This window comes from Bradyrhizobium sp. WYCCWR15520, from assembly GCF_056174665.1.
The window spans coordinates 15,263-32,266 of sequence record NZ_JBWBWM010000001.1; the positions used below are offsets into that span (position 1 = coordinate 15,263).

Annotated in this window: 17 protein-coding genes; 2 read left to right on the plus strand and 15 right to left on the minus strand. The window is 64.2% G+C overall.

Going from position 1 to position 17,004, the window contains the following annotated elements; genetic code table 11:
* Together secD and yajC are read right to left on the minus strand one after the other, a co-directional pair.
* Positions 1 to 1,599 carry a protein translocase subunit SecD gene (gene secD / locus AC0QUY_RS00095; protein ID WP_475385288.1) on the minus strand — a complete coding sequence of 533 codons (1,599 nt, stop codon included), beginning with the start codon at positions 1,597 to 1,599 and terminating at the stop codon, positions 1 to 3.
* Between the two features lie 54 nt (positions 1,600 to 1,653).
* Positions 1,654 to 2,016, minus strand: a complete 363-nt coding sequence (gene yajC / locus AC0QUY_RS00100; RefSeq protein WP_161854791.1) for a preprotein translocase subunit YajC — start codon at positions 2,014 to 2,016, stop codon at positions 1,654 to 1,656.
* Positions 2,017 to 2,210: 194 nt separating this feature from the next.
* Here yajC and AC0QUY_RS00105 point away from each other — a divergent pair, with 194 nt between their 5' ends.
* A complete protein-coding gene (locus AC0QUY_RS00105; protein WP_475385290.1) occupies positions 2,211 to 3,182 on the plus strand; it encodes an ATP-binding protein in 972 nt (323 codons plus the stop codon).
* A 155-nt stretch (positions 3,183 to 3,337) separates the two neighbouring features.
* Here the strand turns inward: AC0QUY_RS00105 and AC0QUY_RS00110 are convergent, their stop codons facing one another.
* The gene (locus tag AC0QUY_RS00110; protein WP_475385291.1) at positions 3,338 to 4,723 is read right to left on the minus strand and encodes a peptidoglycan DD-metalloendopeptidase family protein; all 1,386 of its coding nucleotides are present in this window, start codon (positions 4,721 to 4,723) and stop codon (positions 3,338 to 3,340) included.
* Between the two features lie 109 nt (positions 4,724 to 4,832).
* Entirely contained in the window at positions 4,833 to 5,477 is a 645-nt protein-coding gene (locus AC0QUY_RS00115) for a protein-L-isoaspartate(D-aspartate) O-methyltransferase (protein ID WP_474416917.1), read from the minus strand.
* 254 nt (positions 5,478 to 5,731) lie between these two features.
* On the opposite strand from AC0QUY_RS00115, the gene AC0QUY_RS00120 reads away from it, so the two are divergent.
* Positions 5,732 to 6,109, plus strand: coding sequence for a response regulator (locus tag AC0QUY_RS00120; RefSeq protein WP_161854794.1), 378 nt, complete (start codon positions 5,732 to 5,734; stop codon positions 6,107 to 6,109).
* Positions 6,110 to 6,213: 104 nt separating this feature from the next.
* On the opposite strand, the gene surE is transcribed toward AC0QUY_RS00120, so the two are convergent.
* From surE to argS, 11 genes are all read right to left on the minus strand, one after another.
* Positions 6,214 to 6,981 (minus strand): 5'/3'-nucleotidase SurE, encoded by a 768-nt coding sequence (gene surE, locus AC0QUY_RS00125; RefSeq protein WP_475385292.1) that lies wholly within the window; start codon positions 6,979 to 6,981, stop codon positions 6,214 to 6,216.
* Positions 6,982 to 7,077: 96 nt separating this feature from the next.
* Positions 7,078 to 7,539, minus strand: coding sequence for a hypothetical protein (locus AC0QUY_RS00130; RefSeq protein ID WP_475385293.1), 462 nt, complete (start codon positions 7,537 to 7,539; stop codon positions 7,078 to 7,080).
* 12 nt (positions 7,540 to 7,551) lie between these two features.
* A complete protein-coding gene (gene serS / locus AC0QUY_RS00135) occupies positions 7,552 to 8,883 on the minus strand; it encodes a serine--tRNA ligase (protein WP_475385294.1) in 1,332 nt (443 codons plus the stop codon).
* 110 nt (positions 8,884 to 8,993) lie between these two features.
* Entirely contained in the window at positions 8,994 to 9,818 is an 825-nt protein-coding gene (tatC, locus tag AC0QUY_RS00140; RefSeq protein ID WP_161854797.1) for a twin-arginine translocase subunit TatC, read from the minus strand.
* Positions 9,815 to 10,327: a Sec-independent protein translocase protein TatB gene (gene tatB / locus AC0QUY_RS00145; protein WP_475385295.1), complete on the minus strand. Its 513-nt coding sequence runs from the start codon at positions 10,325 to 10,327 to the stop codon at positions 9,815 to 9,817. Before tatB ends, tatC begins: the two co-directional genes overlap by 4 nt.
* Positions 10,328 to 10,443: 116 nt before the next feature.
* Complete coding sequence (locus tag AC0QUY_RS00150) at positions 10,444 to 10,686, minus strand: twin-arginine translocase TatA/TatE family subunit (protein WP_057834624.1); 243 nt, start codon at positions 10,684 to 10,686, stop codon at positions 10,444 to 10,446.
* Between the two features lie 229 nt (positions 10,687 to 10,915).
* A complete protein-coding gene (scpB, locus tag AC0QUY_RS00155; RefSeq protein WP_475385296.1) occupies positions 10,916 to 11,647 on the minus strand; it encodes an SMC-Scp complex subunit ScpB in 732 nt (243 codons plus the stop codon).
* Between the two features lie 18 nt (positions 11,648 to 11,665).
* The gene (locus AC0QUY_RS00160; RefSeq protein WP_161854800.1) at positions 11,666 to 12,493 is read right to left on the minus strand and encodes a segregation and condensation protein A; all 828 of its coding nucleotides are present in this window, start codon (positions 12,491 to 12,493) and stop codon (positions 11,666 to 11,668) included.
* A complete protein-coding gene (nagZ, locus tag AC0QUY_RS00165; protein ID WP_475385297.1) occupies positions 12,490 to 13,512 on the minus strand; it encodes a beta-N-acetylhexosaminidase in 1,023 nt (340 codons plus the stop codon). Before nagZ ends, AC0QUY_RS00160 begins: the two co-directional genes overlap by 4 nt.
* 47 nt (positions 13,513 to 13,559) lie before the next feature.
* Positions 13,560 to 15,083 carry an SPOR domain-containing protein gene (locus AC0QUY_RS00170; protein ID WP_475385298.1) on the minus strand — a complete coding sequence of 508 codons (1,524 nt, stop codon included), beginning with the start codon at positions 15,081 to 15,083 and terminating at the stop codon, positions 13,560 to 13,562.
* 120 nt (positions 15,084 to 15,203) lie between these two features.
* Complete coding sequence (gene argS, locus AC0QUY_RS00175; RefSeq protein WP_475385299.1) at positions 15,204 to 16,997, minus strand: arginine--tRNA ligase; 1,794 nt, start codon at positions 16,995 to 16,997, stop codon at positions 15,204 to 15,206.
* Positions 16,998 to 17,004 lie beyond the last annotated feature (7 nt).

Sequence of the window (17,004 nt, forward strand, 5' to 3'; positions counted from 1 at the left end):
CTAGATCGGCACGGTCTTCGGCCGCTTCCACCGTACCCAGCCGGCAACGATCAGGCTGGTGAGCGTAAACGCTGTAAAGACCGTGGTGATAATGCCGATGCCGAGCGTAACGGCGAAGCCGCGGACCGGGCCGGTGCCGATGTAGAACAGCACCGCAGCGGCGATGAAGGTGGTGATGTTGGAGTCCAGAATAGTCGCCAATGCGCGCCGGAATCCCGCGTCGATCGCCGAAATCGCGTTGCGGCCGTGGCGGAGCTCTTCCCGGATGCGCTCATAGATCAGCACGTTGGAGTCGACCGCGATGCCGACTGTCAGCACGACACCGGCGATGCCGGGCAGCGTCAGGGTGGCGTTGAGCAGCGAAAGGATGCCGAAGATCATCGCGACGTTGATGGCGACCGCGATGTTGGCGAACACACCGAACAGTCGGTAGGTCACCAGCATGAACACGATGACCATGATGGAGCCGACATAGGCCGCCAGTTTGCCCTTCTCGATCGAGTCCTGGCCGAGGCCCGGGCCCACGGTACGCTCTTCGACGACGGTGAGCGGCGCAGGCAGTGCGCCGGCCCGCAGGAGCAGCGCGAGTTCGTTGGCGGCCTGGACGGTGAAACTGCCGGAAATCTGCCCCTGCCCGCCGGTGATCGGCTCGCGGATTACGGGCGCAGAGATCACCTTGTTATCGAGGACAATGGCAAACGGCTGCCCGACATTCTCCGACGTCGCCTGAGCGAACTTGCGCGAGCCCGAAGTGTTAAACTTGAAGCTCACGATCGGCTCGTTGGTGCGCTGGTCGAAGCCCGGCTGCGCATCGGTCAGGTCGCCGCCGGAAACCAGAACCTGTCGCTTGATGACGTAAGGCACCTTCGGCGGTTGCTCGCTCATCAGGACTTCCGAATCGGCCGGCACCCGTCCCGCCTGCGCCTGATCCGGCGAGACCGACGAATCGACCATGCGGAATTCCATCTTGGCGGTCTGGCCAAGGATGCGCTTCAGCTCGGTCGGGTCCTGCAGACCCGGCACCTGAACCAGAATGCGGTCGGTGCCCTGCCGCTGGATCAACGGCTCCACCGTACCCAACTGGTTGATACGGCGTTCGACGATCTGGATCGACTGCTCGTTCGTTTGCCGTATGCGTTCGGTGATCGCCGCTTGCGGCACCACAAGGCGGATCAAGCCACCGCCGGCGTCTGAAACCTCGAGGCTTCGCTGCCCGCTGGAGCCGAGCAGCCCGCCGAGCGGCTGCGATAGCTCACGCAACTTGGGGAGTGCCGCCTGAAGGTCGCTCTCCTTGATGCGGACTTCGACGGCGTCGCCGCGCACAGCAAGACCGGTGTAACCGATCTTGGCTTCGCGCAGCACGCGGCGGGCTTCGTCGCGAACCTGATCCAGTCTTTCCTTCTTGATGTAATTGGTATCGAGTTCGAGTAGCAGGTACGAGCCGCCCTGCAAATCGAGGCCGAGCACGATGTGGCGTTGCGCCCAGACCGGCCAGGTCTTCACCCGCTCCTGGGGAAAGAAGTTCGGAACCGCGAACAGGCAGACGATCAGCGCCGTCAGAATGATCGCCAGCGCCTTCCACCGCGAGAAATACAGCATCGAGTAGACCCGTCACTTCCAGGAAAATGCGCCGCTACGAGCAGCGCGCAAAACTCAGCTCGCGGACGTCTCGTCCTTGGCCTCACTCTTTTCCTTGGCCGGCTCGCCCTTGGTGCGGACGCCCGAGATCATCTGCCGCATCTGCCGAACCCGGACGCCGTCCGAAATTTCGAACTCGATCTGGTCGTCGTCCACCACCTTGGTCACCTTGCCTACCAGGCCGCCCGAGGTGACGACCGTGTCGCCGCGGCGGATGTTTTTGACCAGCTCCTGGTGATCCTTGATCTTCTTCTGCTGCGGCCGCAGAATCAGGAAGTACATGATCACGAAGATCAGCGCGAACGGCAGCAGCGACATCAACATGCTGTTGGCATCGCCGCCGGCTGCAGCCTGGGCGTACGCAGGGGTAATCAGCATTCGAACAATCCTCGTGAGACGGAAAAGAACCGGCCATGCCTGGGCTTAGCGCCTTGGGCAAATCGCCGGTCCGGGCAAATTCGCGCGGACTATAGCGGCGGCGGGCCCAATTGCAACGTGGCCGGCCCTCTCATTTAGGCCGCTTGCGGGACCTTCCAAGGCCCGTTAAGGCTGCGCGGTCAGGAACTCCAAAAATGTCGAAAAAAGCCAAGAAAACAGCGGCTCGCGCCGCCCCCAGGGCGGCCTCGCGAGCCCTTGCAAAAACCGCGACAAAACGTCCGGCAAACAGCCTTAACGGCGCCACGGCCGAGCGGATCGCGACCGCGCTGGAGGCCATCGCCGGTCACCTTTCCGCGGCCTCTCCGGCGGCCGGAAGCCTTGAGTCGTTCGGATCTGCCGACGCCTTCGTCTGGCATCCGGACGGACGCCTTTCGCCGGTGCCGCGCGTCAGCCGCGTCGACCTCGGCCTGCTGAAGGGTATCGACCGGATGCGCGACATCCTGATCGAAAATACCGAGCGCTTTGCCGATGGACTGCCCGCGAACAACGCCCTGCTCTGGGGCGCGCGTGGCATGGGCAAGTCATCGCTGGTGAAGGCAACTCACGCCAATATCAATATCGACCGCAAGCCGGCCGACCGGCTCAAGCTGATCGAGATCCACCGCGAGGACATCGAGAGCCTGCCCGGCCTGATGGACCTCCTGCGCAGTTCCGATTTCCGCTTCATCGTGTTTTGCGACGACCTCTCCTTTGACGGTAACGACGCCTCCTACAAGTCACTCAAGGCGGTGCTGGAAGGCGGCATCGAGGGTCGTCCCGACAACGTCATCCTCTACGCCACCTCGAACCGGCGGCACCTGCTGGCGCGCGAGATGATCGAGAACGAGCGCTCGACCGCGATCAATCCGGGCGAAGCGGTCGAGGAAAAGGTATCGCTGTCGGATCGCTTTGGCCTGTGGCTCGGCTTTCACCGCTGCAGCCAGGACGAATACCTCGCCATGGTCCGCGGCTATTGCGGCCATTTCGGCATCAAGATCGCCGACGACGAGCTGGAGCGCGAGGCGCTGGAATGGTCGACCACCCGCGGCTCCCGCTCGGGCCGCGTGGCCTGGCAGTTCACGCAGGAGCTGGCGGGACGGCTGGGTGTGAGGTTGATGGGGAAGTAGGCGCTGCGAGCCCGTAGCCAGGATGGAGCGCAGCGCAATCCGGGATCAGTCTGGGCCGTTGAGAGACCGGTCCCGGATTTCGCGGAGCCTGTCATCGGGCGCGCATTCGCGCGACCCGTTGGCTCCAACCGGGCTACGCGTACACGGCTAGCCGCTCACGCCCCGTTCAGGAATTGAAGCGGGTCAACCGGCGAAGATCCCTTGCGGATCTCGAAGTGGAGCTGCGGCGACCCCACCTCGCCCGATTGACCCGACTTGGCAATGATCTGGCCGCGCTTGATCGTGTCGCCGCGCTTCACCAGCAGTTCACTCGCATGGGCATATGCGGTGACGTAACCGTTGGAGTGCCGCACTAGAACCAGATTGCCGTAACCCTTCAGCTCGTTGCCGGAATAGGCGACCACGCCGTCTTCCGCGGCCTTCACCGGCGTGCCTTCCGGCACCGCCAGGTTGATGCCGTCATTGGCCTTGCCGTTGGTCTTGGCGCCGTAGCTGGTGATCACCTTGCCGCGCACCGGCCAGCGGAAGGTCGGCAGCGCGCCGGTGGCTTCGCTGGGCTTGACCGAAGCCTGCTCGACGACGGGCTTTTCTTCCGTGACATTGGTGGTGGCGGAAGCCAGCCGCGCGCTCTGCGGCGGGCCACCGACCGAGGCCATCTTGGTGGCCGGCGCCGCAACCGGCGCGGCCGGCTGGGCGGCGGCTGCAGCGAGGACGGGCTGCGCCACGGGAGCCGCGGCCGCGGACTTCGAACCGGGCACGGTAAGCTTCATGCCAAGGCTGAGCTTGGCGGATTGATCGAGATTGTTGGCTCTGGCGAGTTCGGTCACCGGCACATTGTTCCGGCGCGCGATGCTCATCAGCGTATCGCCGCGATTGACGACATGAACGCTCGGCGCGGTCGCCGCAGCGGCAACCGGCTTGCTGGCCGGGGCTGCAGGTGCCGGCGCGGGTGTTGCCGCCGCCGTCTGCCGCGGAATGATCAGTTGCTGGCCGGGCGACAGCACGCGCGGGCCCTTGTAGCCGTTGGCCTGCAGGATCGCGGCGGCGGAAACATTGTAGCGCTTCGCCAGAATGTCGAGCGTGTCGCTGGTGCCGACGATGATCGTCGTGCCGCCCTGCTGCGCCGCAGCCGGACGGGCGGCCGCGACCGAGCGCGGCGGCACCGTGGCGGTGGTCTCGATCGGCGGATTGGACGGTGGCGCATAGGAGGAAACCCCGCGCCCTCCTCCCGACACGCCGCTCGGGCTCGCCGGATAGGCGGGCGGTGCAGCGACGGCAGGCGGCGGCAGGGCCTGGGACTGGAATTGCGGCGCCGACGACTGCGGCGGCCGGGCATATTGCGGCAGATCGCGGCGTTCAGCGGCGGGCGCGCGTACCGAACCGGTCGCTTCGGGCTGAGAGGCAAAGGGATTGGAGAACGAGCTATCGGAAAAGCGCGTCTGCATATCGGCGCTGCAGCCGGCAAAGCCGACCGACATCAGCGTCAGCACCGCGGCCTGCGGCACCCGACGCGAGCGAAGCAACTCGGCGAGACGGGACATGGTTACTCACTCGTACGCAACAAAATACTGTTTTGAGTAAACACGTACCGAGTAAATAACCGCTTAACCCTTGGAATAAGATGTTGGCGGGAACCGCCAATCCGGGATTCTACAGCTCGCGGGCTATTCCCGGCAGCGCCGGCACGAAGCGGACATCAACCAATTCCTTGCGATCAAAACCGCTGTCCGTCCTGGTCATCCGGACCAGCGTCTGGGTGCCGTGATGGGGCCCGACCGGAGCGATCAGGATGCCGCCCGGCACCAGCCGCTCCAGCAGCTTTTCGGGAATCTGTTCCATCGCCGCCGTCACGATGATGCGGTCGAAGTCACCGGCGCCCGGCGGAATGTCAAAACCGTCGCCGAGCATCACCTCGATATTGAAATAGCCGAGCGCTTCAAGCCGGTCGCGCGCCGTATCCGCCAGCGTCCGGTAGCGTTCGATTGTCAGGACATGCGTGCACAACCGCGACAGCACCGCGGCCTGGTAGCCGGAGCCGGTACCAATCTCGAGCACCTTGTGGCTCTTCTGCAGTTGCAACTGCTCGGTCATGTAGGCGACCACGAAGGGCTGGCTGATCGTTTGCCCGCAGGCGATGCCGAGCGCGCTGTCGCGGTAGGCATGATCGCGATCGCCCGCCGTCACGAAAGCCTCACGGGGCACCGCCTCCATGGCTCGCAGCACCGCCTGGTCGCTGATCCCCCGCCGCCGCAGGGTGAGCTGAAACATCATCTTCTCGGGCGGTTCTTGCGACATTGCGGTCTCGTGGCGGGACTCAGCCGCTAATCCAATGCATCAGCTTCGCCGAGATGTAATAGCGTCCGCGCATTTAAGGAACGATTTCCTCAAGATTGTGGTTCCGGCGCCGGAACCACGGGTCGCCTCCCGGCGTTAGGGCACGGAAAATTCCCTCGCAAGAAGTCCATTCGCGGGGCCACCCGTCCATGTCGACATTGCAACCAAGGACGTTTTTTGCGAACCTCGACGCTGGGAAGGGCAAGGAATCCATCATGGTAATGACACGGCCGGCGGGCTGTTCTGTTTTCCTCGTCGAGGATGAGGTCATGATCCGGATGATGGTCGCCGACATGCTGGAAGAGCTGGGCCATACCGTCGCTGCCGAGGCCGGCGAAATCGGCGAAGCGGTCAAGCTGGTGCAATCGACCGAATTCGATCTCGCGATTCTCGACGTCAACGTCAACGGCAAGGTTATCACGCCGGTGGCGGAGTTGATTACCGCGCGCAACCGCCCCTTCATCTTTGCAACCGGCTACGGCTCCTCCGGCCTGCCCCAGGAATATCGCGACCGCCCCGCGCTGCAGAAGCCTTTCCAACTGGAAACGCTGGCCCAGGTGATCGCCTCCACGCTGAAGAGTGCGCCAGTTTAGGCCGCTTCGCGTAGCCCGGATGGAGCGCAGCGCAATCCGGGATAGTTCGTCAGCTTGCGGCACCATCCCCGGATCTCGCTTCGCTCCATCCGGGCTACCGTTCATCACTTCAGCGTCGTCATCAGCTCTTCTGAAAACGCTTCATCCGTGCGGTCCAGCCGCAGCGGCGTGACCGAGACGTAGCGCGCCGCAAGCGCCGCGAGATCAGTGCCTTCGGCCGGCGTATCCATCATCGCGGCGCGCTCGAAACCGATCCAGAAATAGGGATTGCCGCGGCCATCGTGGCGCTTGTCGACCTTGAGGAAGCCGAGGTTGCGCTTGCCCTGCCGCGTCACGCGCACGCCCTTGACCTGATCGGGCGTGCAGGCAGGAAAATTGACGTTGATCACCGTGTTCTTCGGCACCCCCGCATCGATCACCTTGCGAATAATGTCAGGACCGAATTTCAGTGCGGTTTCCCACAGCGGCGCGTGACGGGTCTCGATGGAAAACTCCTGGCTCAGTGCAAACGACGGAAAGCCCAGAATCGTGCCCTCCAGCGCTCCCGCGATAGTACCGGAATAGACGACGTCCTCCGCGACATTGCGGCCCTTGTTGACGCCCGACAGCACGAGATCGGGCATCTTCTCGCCGAGGATGTGGCGCGAGCCCATGATCACGCAATCGGTCGGCGTGCCCCGTACCGCGAAATGGCGCGGACCGACTTCGCGCAAGCGCAGCGGATCGTTCAGCGACAGCGAATGCGATACGCCGGACTGATCGAGCTCCGGCGCCACGATCCAGACGTCGTCGGACAGCGCGCGGGCGATCTCCTCGACGATCTTCAGACCCGGCGCATGGATGCCGTCGTCGTTGGTGCAGAGAATTCGCATCCGTCAAAATGCCTTCTGTTTCAGATTGGGGCGGGCTCTTGCCTTTGGGCGTCGTCTTATCCGGCTATCGCGGCCGAGGCAAACCGGCCCGATTCCTCATGTTTTCTTCATCCAGACCCGCCATGGGCGCGCGAACCTGGCACCGCCATCGATTTTCATCTGCAGATCTGGCGATGCCGGTTGCGCCAATTCGACGGGCGCAGGCGGCGGTATCGCCGGCAGCGCCGGCGCCGCTTGCTCAGGATCACTGATAGCCGGCAGCTCCAGCTTCAGCGTCAGCGGTAGTGCGACGGGATCGATCGCCGGGATCGGCGCAGCTATCGGCTCCGACCCCGGGTCCGGCTGCTTGTGCCGCGTCCGCGCAACCGCCAGCCCCTTGTCGAAATCCGCAGCGTTGAGCCACTCCTTGGCACGCATCCGATCGATCAGATCGTCGTCCCACAGGCGCGCCACTTCGATGTCGAAGGCGCCCATCAGCCGCTGGTCGATCAATTGCATCCCGTGGCCAGTGACAGCCCATTGCCTCCCGATCCAAAGGATGTCGCGATGCAATGCCATTCGTGCCTTGCGCTATTTGTCCCGCTCGATGGTTTTGAGCCCGCCCATATAGGGCTGCAGCACCGCCGGCACCGCGATGGAGCCGTCTTCCTGCTGATAGGTTTCCATCACCGCAATCAGCGCGCGGCCGACGGCTGTGCCGGAGCCGTTGAGCGTATGCACGAAGCGCGGCTTGCCATCGGGCCCGCGCGAGCGTGCATCCATCCGCCGCGCCTGAAAGTCACCGCACACCGAGCAGCTCGAGATTTCGCGGTAGGCTCCGCCCTCACCCTGCCCCGGCATCCAGACCTCGATGTCATAGGTCTTCTGCGCGGAGAAGCCCATGTCGCCGGAGCACAGCGTCATCACGCGGTAATGCAGGTCGAGTTTTTGCAGTACCTGCTCGGCACACGAAAGCATCCGTTCGTGCTCATCGCGGCTGGTCTCGGGCGTTGCGATCGAGACCAGTTCGACTTTGGTAAATTGATGCTGGCGGATCATGCCGCGAGTATCGCGGCCCGCCGCTCCCGCCTCGGCGCGGAAACATGGCGTCAGCGCGGTGAGCCGCATCGGCAATTCTTTTTCGTCGACGATGGATTCACGGACGAGATTGGTCAGCGAGACTTCGGCGGTGGGAATGAGGCCGAGACGTTCGGTCTTCAATCGTTCGTCGGGCGCGACAAGCAGTTCGCCCTTGATCGCCCAGAACTGGTCGTCCTCGAATTTCGGCAATTGTCCCGTGCCGAACATGACGTCGTTGCGCACCAACAGTGGCGGATTGACCTCGGTGTAGCCGTGCTCGTTGGTATGGAGATCGAGCATGAACTGGCCGATCGCACGCTCCAGCCGCGCCAGGCCCTTCTTCAGCACGACGAAGCGCGCGCCCGACAATTTCGCGGCCGCCTCGAAATCCATGTAGCCGAGCGCGCCGCCGAGATCGTCATGCGGTTTCGGCGTGAAGGCGTAGTTGCGGATCTTGCCGTAGACGTGACGCTGTACATTGCCGTGCTCGTCCGCGCCTTCGGGGACGTCGTCGAGCGGCAGGTTCGGAAGCGCAGCAAGTTCTTTCGCCAGTTCCTCATCCGCCGTCTTCGCCGCCAGCTCGAGCTCCGGCATCGTAGTCTTGAGTTCGGCAACTTCCGCCATCAGCTTGCTGGCGCGCGCGTCGTCCTTGGCCTTCTTCGCCTCGCCGATTTCCTTCGAAGCCGCATTGCGCCGCGCCTGAGCCTGTTCGGACGCCAGGATGGCCGCCCGGCGCCTCTCGTCGATCGCAAGCAGCGACGCCGACAGCGGCGCCAGCCCCCGGCGCTTCAGGCCGGCGTCGAAGGCTTGCGGGTTGTCGCGGATCGATTTGATGTCGTGCATGGCCACAATTCCTGCGTCATGGCCGGCTTGTCCCGGCCATCCACGTATTAACCGCAAGGTCTGTAAAAGACGTGGATGCCCGGGACAAGCCCGGGCATGACGAATAACCCCTACTCGGCCGGATTGGCTTCCGGGGGCGGGCTGGCGGGCGGTGTGCCTGACGCGGCCTGCGCCGCGGCGGCGGCCTTCTTTTCCACCATGCGGACCGCGACGATCGCGCCCTCATAGAGCGCCATCAGCGGGATCGCGAGCGAGGCCTGGCTGATGACGTCTGGCGGCGTCAGCACGGCGGCGATGACGAAGGCGATGACGATGAAATAGCGCCGTTTCTCGCGCAGCATCTGGGAGGTGACGATGCCGATCCGCCCCAGCAGCGTCAGAATCACCGGCAGTTGAAACGCGACGCCGAAGGCGAAGATCAGCGACATCATCAGCGACAGATATTCGCCGACCTTGGGCAGCAACTGGATCTGCGCGCTCTCCTCGCCGCCCATCTGCTGCATGCCGAGCGAGAAACGCACCAGCATCGGCAGCACCACGAAATAGACCAGCAGCGAGCCGAGCACGAAGAAGAACGGGGTTGCGATCAGGTATGGCAGGAACGCGCCGCGCTCGTGCTTGTAGAGGCCCGGTGCCACGAACTTGTAGATCTGCGTCGCCACGATCGGGAACGAGATGAAGGCGGCGCCGAACAGCGCGAGCTTCAACTGCGTGAGGAAGTATTCCAACAGCGCGGTATAGATGAATTTCGAATTCTCGGCACCCGCGACCCAGACGAACGGCCAGACCAGCACGTTGTAGATCTGCTTGGCGAAGAAGAAGCAGAAGATGAACGCAATGCCGAAGCCGAGCAGCGCCTTGATCAGCCGCGAGCGCAGCTCGATCAGATGATCCATCAAGGGGGCCTTGCTGGCCTCGATGTCTTCGATGGTCATGACGCTTTGGCGTCCTTGAGGATGTCGGGCGCCGGCGGTGCAACGTCCTGTGGCGTGGGCTGAACTTCGCGCGTGATTGCCAGCGGCTCGGACACCGCCGCATGCGCTTCCGCCTCGACAAAGGTCTCAGGCGTTGGCGCGGCCGGTGTTGTCGGGGTGACGGGTTCGCTGATCGCACCGGCCACCTGCGCGTCGTTGGTCGTGGCCGGCTTGTCGATGTCGCCGATCTGCAGGGCGTCGTTGACGTCCTTTTGCAGCGAGGTCATGACGCTGGCCGGGGAAAGCGCGGTTGCGGTGTCCTTGACCTCGTCAAAGCTCTTCTTCAGGTCGGCCATTTCGGCCTCGCGCATGGCTTCCTGGAACTGACCCTGGAATTCGGACGCCATCTTGCGCGCCTTGCCCATCCATTGCCCGACCATGCGCAGCACGCCCGGCAGCTCTTTCGGGCCGATGGCAATCAGCGCGACGACCGCGATGACGACCAGTTCACTCCACCCGATGTCGAACATGAATTCTTCCGCTCGCGCGAGACGTCCGCGCCCCAATCCTACTTAGCAAGATTTGGGACCGCCTGCGCCTTTTCTCAACCGGCGTCTATCAGCCAAGCCCGGTTCAAGATGCCCGGTTAGACGGCCTTGCTGCCGACGTCCGTCCGCGCCGCGGTCGGCGCCGGCGTCGCATTATGATCGATGGTCTTCACCGGTTCAGCGGGCTTTTCGGCTTCCTTGGTGTCGTCCTGCATGCCCTTCTTGAAGGCCTTGATGCCCTGCGCGACATCGCCCATCAGGTCCGAAATCTTGCCGCGGCCGAACAGTAGCAGGACCACTGCGATCACGACGATCCAGTGCCAAATGCTAAGAGAACCCATCCTGCAACCCTCCAAAAGAGACGGCCGGCTTCCGGCCAAGCTTTGGCGGAAGGTAGGCCCGAGAGGTGTCAAAAACAAGGACCCCTGCCGCGGCAAATCGCTGTCGCGGCTACGTATTATGGCTACCGTTAACCCGCCTTCCGGGACAAAACGGCGCCTGCCTGGGACCGGAACATGCCCGGAAACAAAATCGCGAAAACAACCCCATGCAAAGTAGAAAGCGCCGCTCCTAGCCTTCGTCCGATGCCTCGGGCTCGGCCGCCGGCGCCAGCAAGAGTTCCAGATTGTCTCCGGCCTCCAGCGGGTCTTCGTCCTCGCGCAGCGCCACATCGTCCGACGGCGTTGGAACGCTGAAGCCGGAGGGCAGCCGCGAATCCAGTAGCCCCGTGCCCTTCAGCTCTTCCAGGCCCGGCAGGTCGCCCAGCGCCTCCAGACTAAACTGCGAGAGGAACGCCTCCGTGGTACCGAAGGTCAGCGGCCGGCCCGGCGTCTTGCGGCGGCCGCGGGGGCGGATCCAGCCGGTTTCAAGCAGCACATCCAGCGTTCCCTTTGACGTGATCACACCGCGGATCTCCTCGATCTCGGCGCGCGTCACGGGCTGGTGATAGGCAATGATCGCGAGCACCTCGATCGCCGCCCGCGACAGGCGCCGCGTCTCCGTGCTCTCGCGCGTCATCAGCCACGACAGATCGCCGGCGGTGCGGAACGTCCACTTATTCGCCACGCGCACCAGATTGACACCGCGCGGGGCATATTCGGCCTGCAACTGCGCCAGCGCCGCCTTGACGTCGACGCCATCGGGCATGCGCTTGGCCAAGGCCGCCTGATCGATCGGTTCGGCAGAGGCAAACAGCAACGCTTCGAGCAGCCGCAATTCCTCGGGCCGCGCGGCCTGATCGGTGTTCTGGTCGATGGGATGATCCTCGGCATCTTCCATGCGTTTTTCCGCCAGGCTTGCCATGGCTAGGTCTCCTTCCACTTACTCGACCGTCATATCCGGAGCGGGCATTGCTGCCTGCGGCGGACGCTTGCGAAAATACAGCGGCGCGAACGCCTCTTTCTGGTTCAGCTCCATCTCTCCTTCGCGCACCAATTCGAGCGCTGCGGCAAAGCTCGAGGCAAACACCGTCGCCCGTTGCGAGGGATCGACCACATAGCTGAGCAGGTAATCGTCGAGGCAGTTCCACTCCTCGGACTCGGCCATGCCGACCAGCCGCTCCAGCGAGGCGCGCGCTTCCGCCAGCGACCACACCGTGCGCTTGGCCAGATGTACGGTCGCCAGCACCCGCTGCTGACGCTGCGTGGCATAGGCCGTGAGCAGATCGAACAGCGTCGCGGTGAATTTTGGATGCTTGATTTCGGCGATGGTTTCCGGATTGCCGCGCGGAAAGATATCGCGCTGGAACTGGGGCCGGTTCATCAGCCGGTTGGCGGCTTCGCGGATGGCCTCCAGCCGGCGCAGCCGGTTGGCCAGCGCGGTCGCCATTTCCTCGGCGCTCGGCCCGTCAGGCGTCGGCGGTTCAGGCAGCAGCAGCCGTGATTTCAGGAACGCCAGCCAGGCGGCCATCACGAGGTAATCGGCCGCGAGCTCAAGGCGGATCTTTCGCGCTGCCTCGATGAACGTCAGATACTGATCGGCCAGCGCCAGGATCGAAATCTTGGCGAGGTCGACTTTCTGTTGGCGCGCCAGCGTCAGGAGCAGGTCGAGCGGGCCTTCATAACCCTCGACGTCGACGACCAGCGCCGCCTCGCCGTCGGTGATTTCGGCGGGCCGTCCGGTTTCAAACGATAGAATCTCAGCCGTCATGCCGTTCCTACCCGATCCATCAACGCTTCAAGTTCTGCCCGTGCCGCCTGCCGGTCGAAGGGCTCCGGCTGCTTTCGCGCGGCCAGCGCCCGCTTGGCGCGTCCCAAGGCCTCGCCTGCCAGCTCCGGCGTCTCGCGCGCCACGTCGCGCATCTCGTCGAGCTTGCCGTTGCAATGCAGGACCATGTCGCAGCCGGCGGTGACGATGGCGCGGGTCCGATCAGCGATCGATCCGGCCAACGCATTCATCGACACGTCATCACTCATCAACAAACCCTGGAACCCAATTCCGCCGCGAATCACCTGCCGGATGATTGTCGCAGAAGTCGTCGCGGGTTGGGCGGGGTCTAACGCGCTAAACACAACATGTGCGGTCATCGCCATGGGCAGGTCCGCCAACGGCTGAAAAGCCGCGAAATCGGTCCGTTCCAGCTCTTCTCGCGCCGTATCAACGGTCGGGAGCCGGAAATGGCTATCGGCAGTAGCCCGACCGTGGCCGGGAATGTGCTTCAACACGGGCAGCACGCCGCCCTGCTCCAGCCCCTCGGTTACCGCGCGAGCGATCGCTGCGACCTTGGCGGGCTGGGTTCCATAGGCCCGGTTGCCGATCACGGCGTCGGCGCCAGCCACCGGAACGTCCGCCAGTGGCAGGCAGTCGACGGTAATGCCGAGGTCGATCAGGTCGGCCGCGATCAGCCGCGAGCTCAGGCGCGCGGCTTTCAGGCCGAGTGCCGGGTCCAGGTCGTAGAGCGCGCCGAACACGGCGCCGGGCGGATAGACCGGCCAATGCGGCGGCCCGAGCCTCGCCACCCGCCCGCCTTCCTGATCGATCAGGATCGGCGCATCCACCTCGCCCACAAGGCTACGGAATTCATCAACGAGCGCAGATACTTGATCCGGCGCTTCGATATTGCGTTTGAACAGGATCAAGCCCCATGGCAGCTCGCCGCGGATGAATTCCCGCTCCGCAGCGGTCAATTCCAGTCCTGATACGCCCGTGATGAATGCGCGGCTTGTCATGGGGGCCGATTAGGCCCCTCATAGCCCCTGGGTCAAGGAAACCGCCGTTAATTCCTTTGGACGAAGCACTGCCCGCCGGCCGATTTCAGGTTGCTGCAGACCTGCGCCGCCTCCTCGGACGAGCCGAACGGGCCGGCGAAGGCGCGGTAGTAGACGCCTTTCTCGCCGAGATCGACCCGCTTCACCAGCGATGAGTGCGGGCCCAATACGCTCGGGAACTTGCCCTGCAGCGCCCGGTAGGAGGCCTGCGCATCGGCCTCGTTCTTCTGCGAGGAGACCTGCACCAGATAGCCACCGCCGGCCGCAGGGGCCGGTTGCGTCGGATTGACGGCGGCAACACGCGCAGGCGCTGCCGGAGCAGGATCGGCCCCGCTCTGGGGCGACAGAGACATCGGCGGATTGGCGCTGGCATTGGCGGATGCCGGATTACGCCCGGCCGGCGCTGCGGGCGGCGCAGTCGGGCCTGGCCCTGGAGCGGCCGCGCTTCGCGTCGTCGGTGCCGGCCGCGGAGGCGGCGCGCTGGCCCCCGCCGGGACCCCACCATTGTCGGCCGGGTCACCCTTGACGGCAAGCGTCCTGATCCGGCGCGGCTCGTTGTTCGGCATCGTGCCATTCGCCCCGCTCTGCGGCGGCAGGCCGGACGAAGAAACGCTCGAGACCGGCGGCGGGCTGTTGTTCTGGTTCAGCGGCGGAAACACCACGCGCGGCGCGCCGGACCGCGTGACATCGACCGGGGTCTCCTCGCGCGATACCAGCTTCTCGCCGCCATCGCCCGACAGCATCCGGTCAGGGTTCTTGGCGGCGCCCGCATCTGACGGCGCCGGTACCACCTTGGTCGGGCTGTTGTCGGCCCGGATGATCGGCGGCTCGCCTGAGCGGGGCGAACCGACATAGGTGCGATAGGCAAAGGCAGCGCCGGTCCCGACCACAGCCAGCGCCACCACCGCCGCGACCGTCATCAGGCCGCTCGAACGCTTCTTGGGCTCAGGCTCTTCCTCGTATTCGCTCTGGTAGGCGTAGGGATCGTCCGGATAGGCCGGATCGCGCTGATAGTCGTGCTCGCCGTTCTCCAACCGCCCGTACAGCGCATCGTCATAGCGCGATGGGTCCTGCTGCGGCTCGTCGGCATATTGCTGGTGTTGCGGAGCCTCGTAATAGTCGTCCCGCACGGGTGCTTCATGGGCAGGCACCTGCGGCGGCTGGGCCGAATAGCGATGCAACGGATGCACCGGCGATGGCTGCTGGTATTCCGGCTCGTCGTCGTAGTTGTTCTCCGGCAGCGGCGACGGAAGTGGCGGCGGCGGGGTCGTCTCCTGCCGTGCACGCTGCATCCATGCCGGCAGCGCCGGCGGCGCACTGGGCTCTTCTTCCGGCGGATCATACGCCGGCGGATCGTACTGCGGTGGACGCACATTGGCCCGCGACTGCAGCGGGCGCGGCGCCGGCTTGGCCGGCGCGTTCCCGAACTGGTCGTTTTGTCCGATCAGCCGCGCGAGCTCGGCAAGTGGATCACCCTCGCCGCGCGCTTCGTCGGCGGAGGGAAAAGGTCGGTTCTGATATCGTTCAGCCATCGTGATGATGCATCCCCTACGGGACAGCGCCAACCCGCCATGTCAAACAAGCCATGGCGAGCGAATGAGCCCCTGCCAGATACCCCCACGAACCCCCATTCGTGAGGCCTTAGCCCCTGCCTACCGCATCTCGGTTGGAGCGTGGACGCCGAGTACGGCTAAGCCCGATGCCAGAACCGAGACAACGCCCTGAACCATCGCCAGACGCGCCATCGTAATCTCTGCATCATTAGTCATAATGAAGCGTAAATAGGGCAAATCCCGCCCCTTGGTCCACAACGCATGAAATTCACTGGCCAAATCATATAGATAAAAAGCGATTCGGTGTGGCTCATGTGCGACCGCCGCCGCCTCGATTATTCGGGGATAGAGCGCCAGCCGTTTCAAAAGGTCCATTTCGGCCGGATCTGTCAGTCGCTCGACCGGGGCGGAAGCCAGCCAGGCGGACCGTGCGACATCATCCTCGGGCAGCTCGGGAACTACCTCGCGGGCGTTCTTGAAAATCGAATGTCCACGTGCATGTCCGTACTGCACGTAGAAGACAGGATTGTCCTTCGACTGTTCGAGCACCTTTGCAAGATCGAAATCGAGCACGGCGTCGTTCTTGCGGAACAGCATCATGAACCGCACCGCGTCGGAGCCGACTTCGTCGACCACTTCGCGCAGCGTGACGAAATCGCCCGAGCGCTTCGACATTCGCACCTGCTCACCGGCGCGCAACAGCCGCACGAGCTGCACGACCTTGACGTCAAGCGCGGCCTTGCCGTCGCTGACGCCCTTCACCGCCGCCTGCATGCGCTTGATGTAGCCGCCATGATCGGCGCCAAACACGTCGATCATGTCAAGGAAGCCGCGATCGACCTTGTTCTTGTGGTAGGCGATGTCGGAGGCGAAGTAAGTGTAGGCGCCGTCCGATTTGATCAGCGGACGATCGACGTCGTCGCCATAGGCGGTGGCGCGGAACAGCGTCTGGATACGATCTTCGTAGTCCTCGACCGGTTTGCCCTTCGGCGGCGCCAACCTGCCCTCGTAGATGTCGCCCTTGGCGCGCAGGAAATCGATGGTCTCGGTGACCTTGTTGTTGCCGGTCTCGACCAGCGAGCGCTCCGAGAAGAACACGTCGTGCTTGATGTTGAGCGCGGCGAGATCGCCCTTGATCATGTCCATCATCATGGCGATCGCCTTGGCGCGTACGATCGGCAGCCATGACGTGTCAGGCATCGCCTTCAATTTGTCGCCATGCTCGGCGGCAAGCGCCTGCCCGACCGGGACCAGATAATCGCCGGGGTAAAGCCCTTCGGGGATTTCGCCGATGTCTTCGCCGAGCGCCTCGCGATAGCGCAGGAACGCCGAGCGCGCGAGCACGTCGACCTGCGCGCCGGCATCGTTGATGTAATATTCGCGCGTGACGTCGTAGCCTGCGAATTGCAGCAGGCCGCACAGCGCGTCGCCGAACACCGCGCCCCGGCAATGGCCGACATGCATCGGTCCGGTCGGATTAGCCGAGACGTATTCGACATTGACCTTTGCGCCGTGGCCGACCGCGCTTTTGCCATAGGACGCGCCTTCGCGCAGCATGGTGAGCAGTTCGTTCGCCCAGACCTCTGGCTTCAGGGTGAGATTGATGAATCCCGGGCCGGCGACCTCGACGGCGGCGACCAGATCGTCAGCGCGCAATTTTTCCGCGATTTTATCGGCGAGATCGCGCGGTTTTACCTTCGCGTCCTTGGCCAGCACCATCGCGGCGTTGGTCGCCATGTCGCCATGGCTGGCGTCGCGCGGCGGCTCGACCACGACGCGGGAGAAATCGATGCCGGCGGGCCACTGGCCCTCGGCCGCGAGCGCGGCGCAGATCGCCTGCACGCGCGCCAGCGCGTCGGCGAACAGGTGTTGTGAAACTGGCTTGTCGGACATGGGCGCC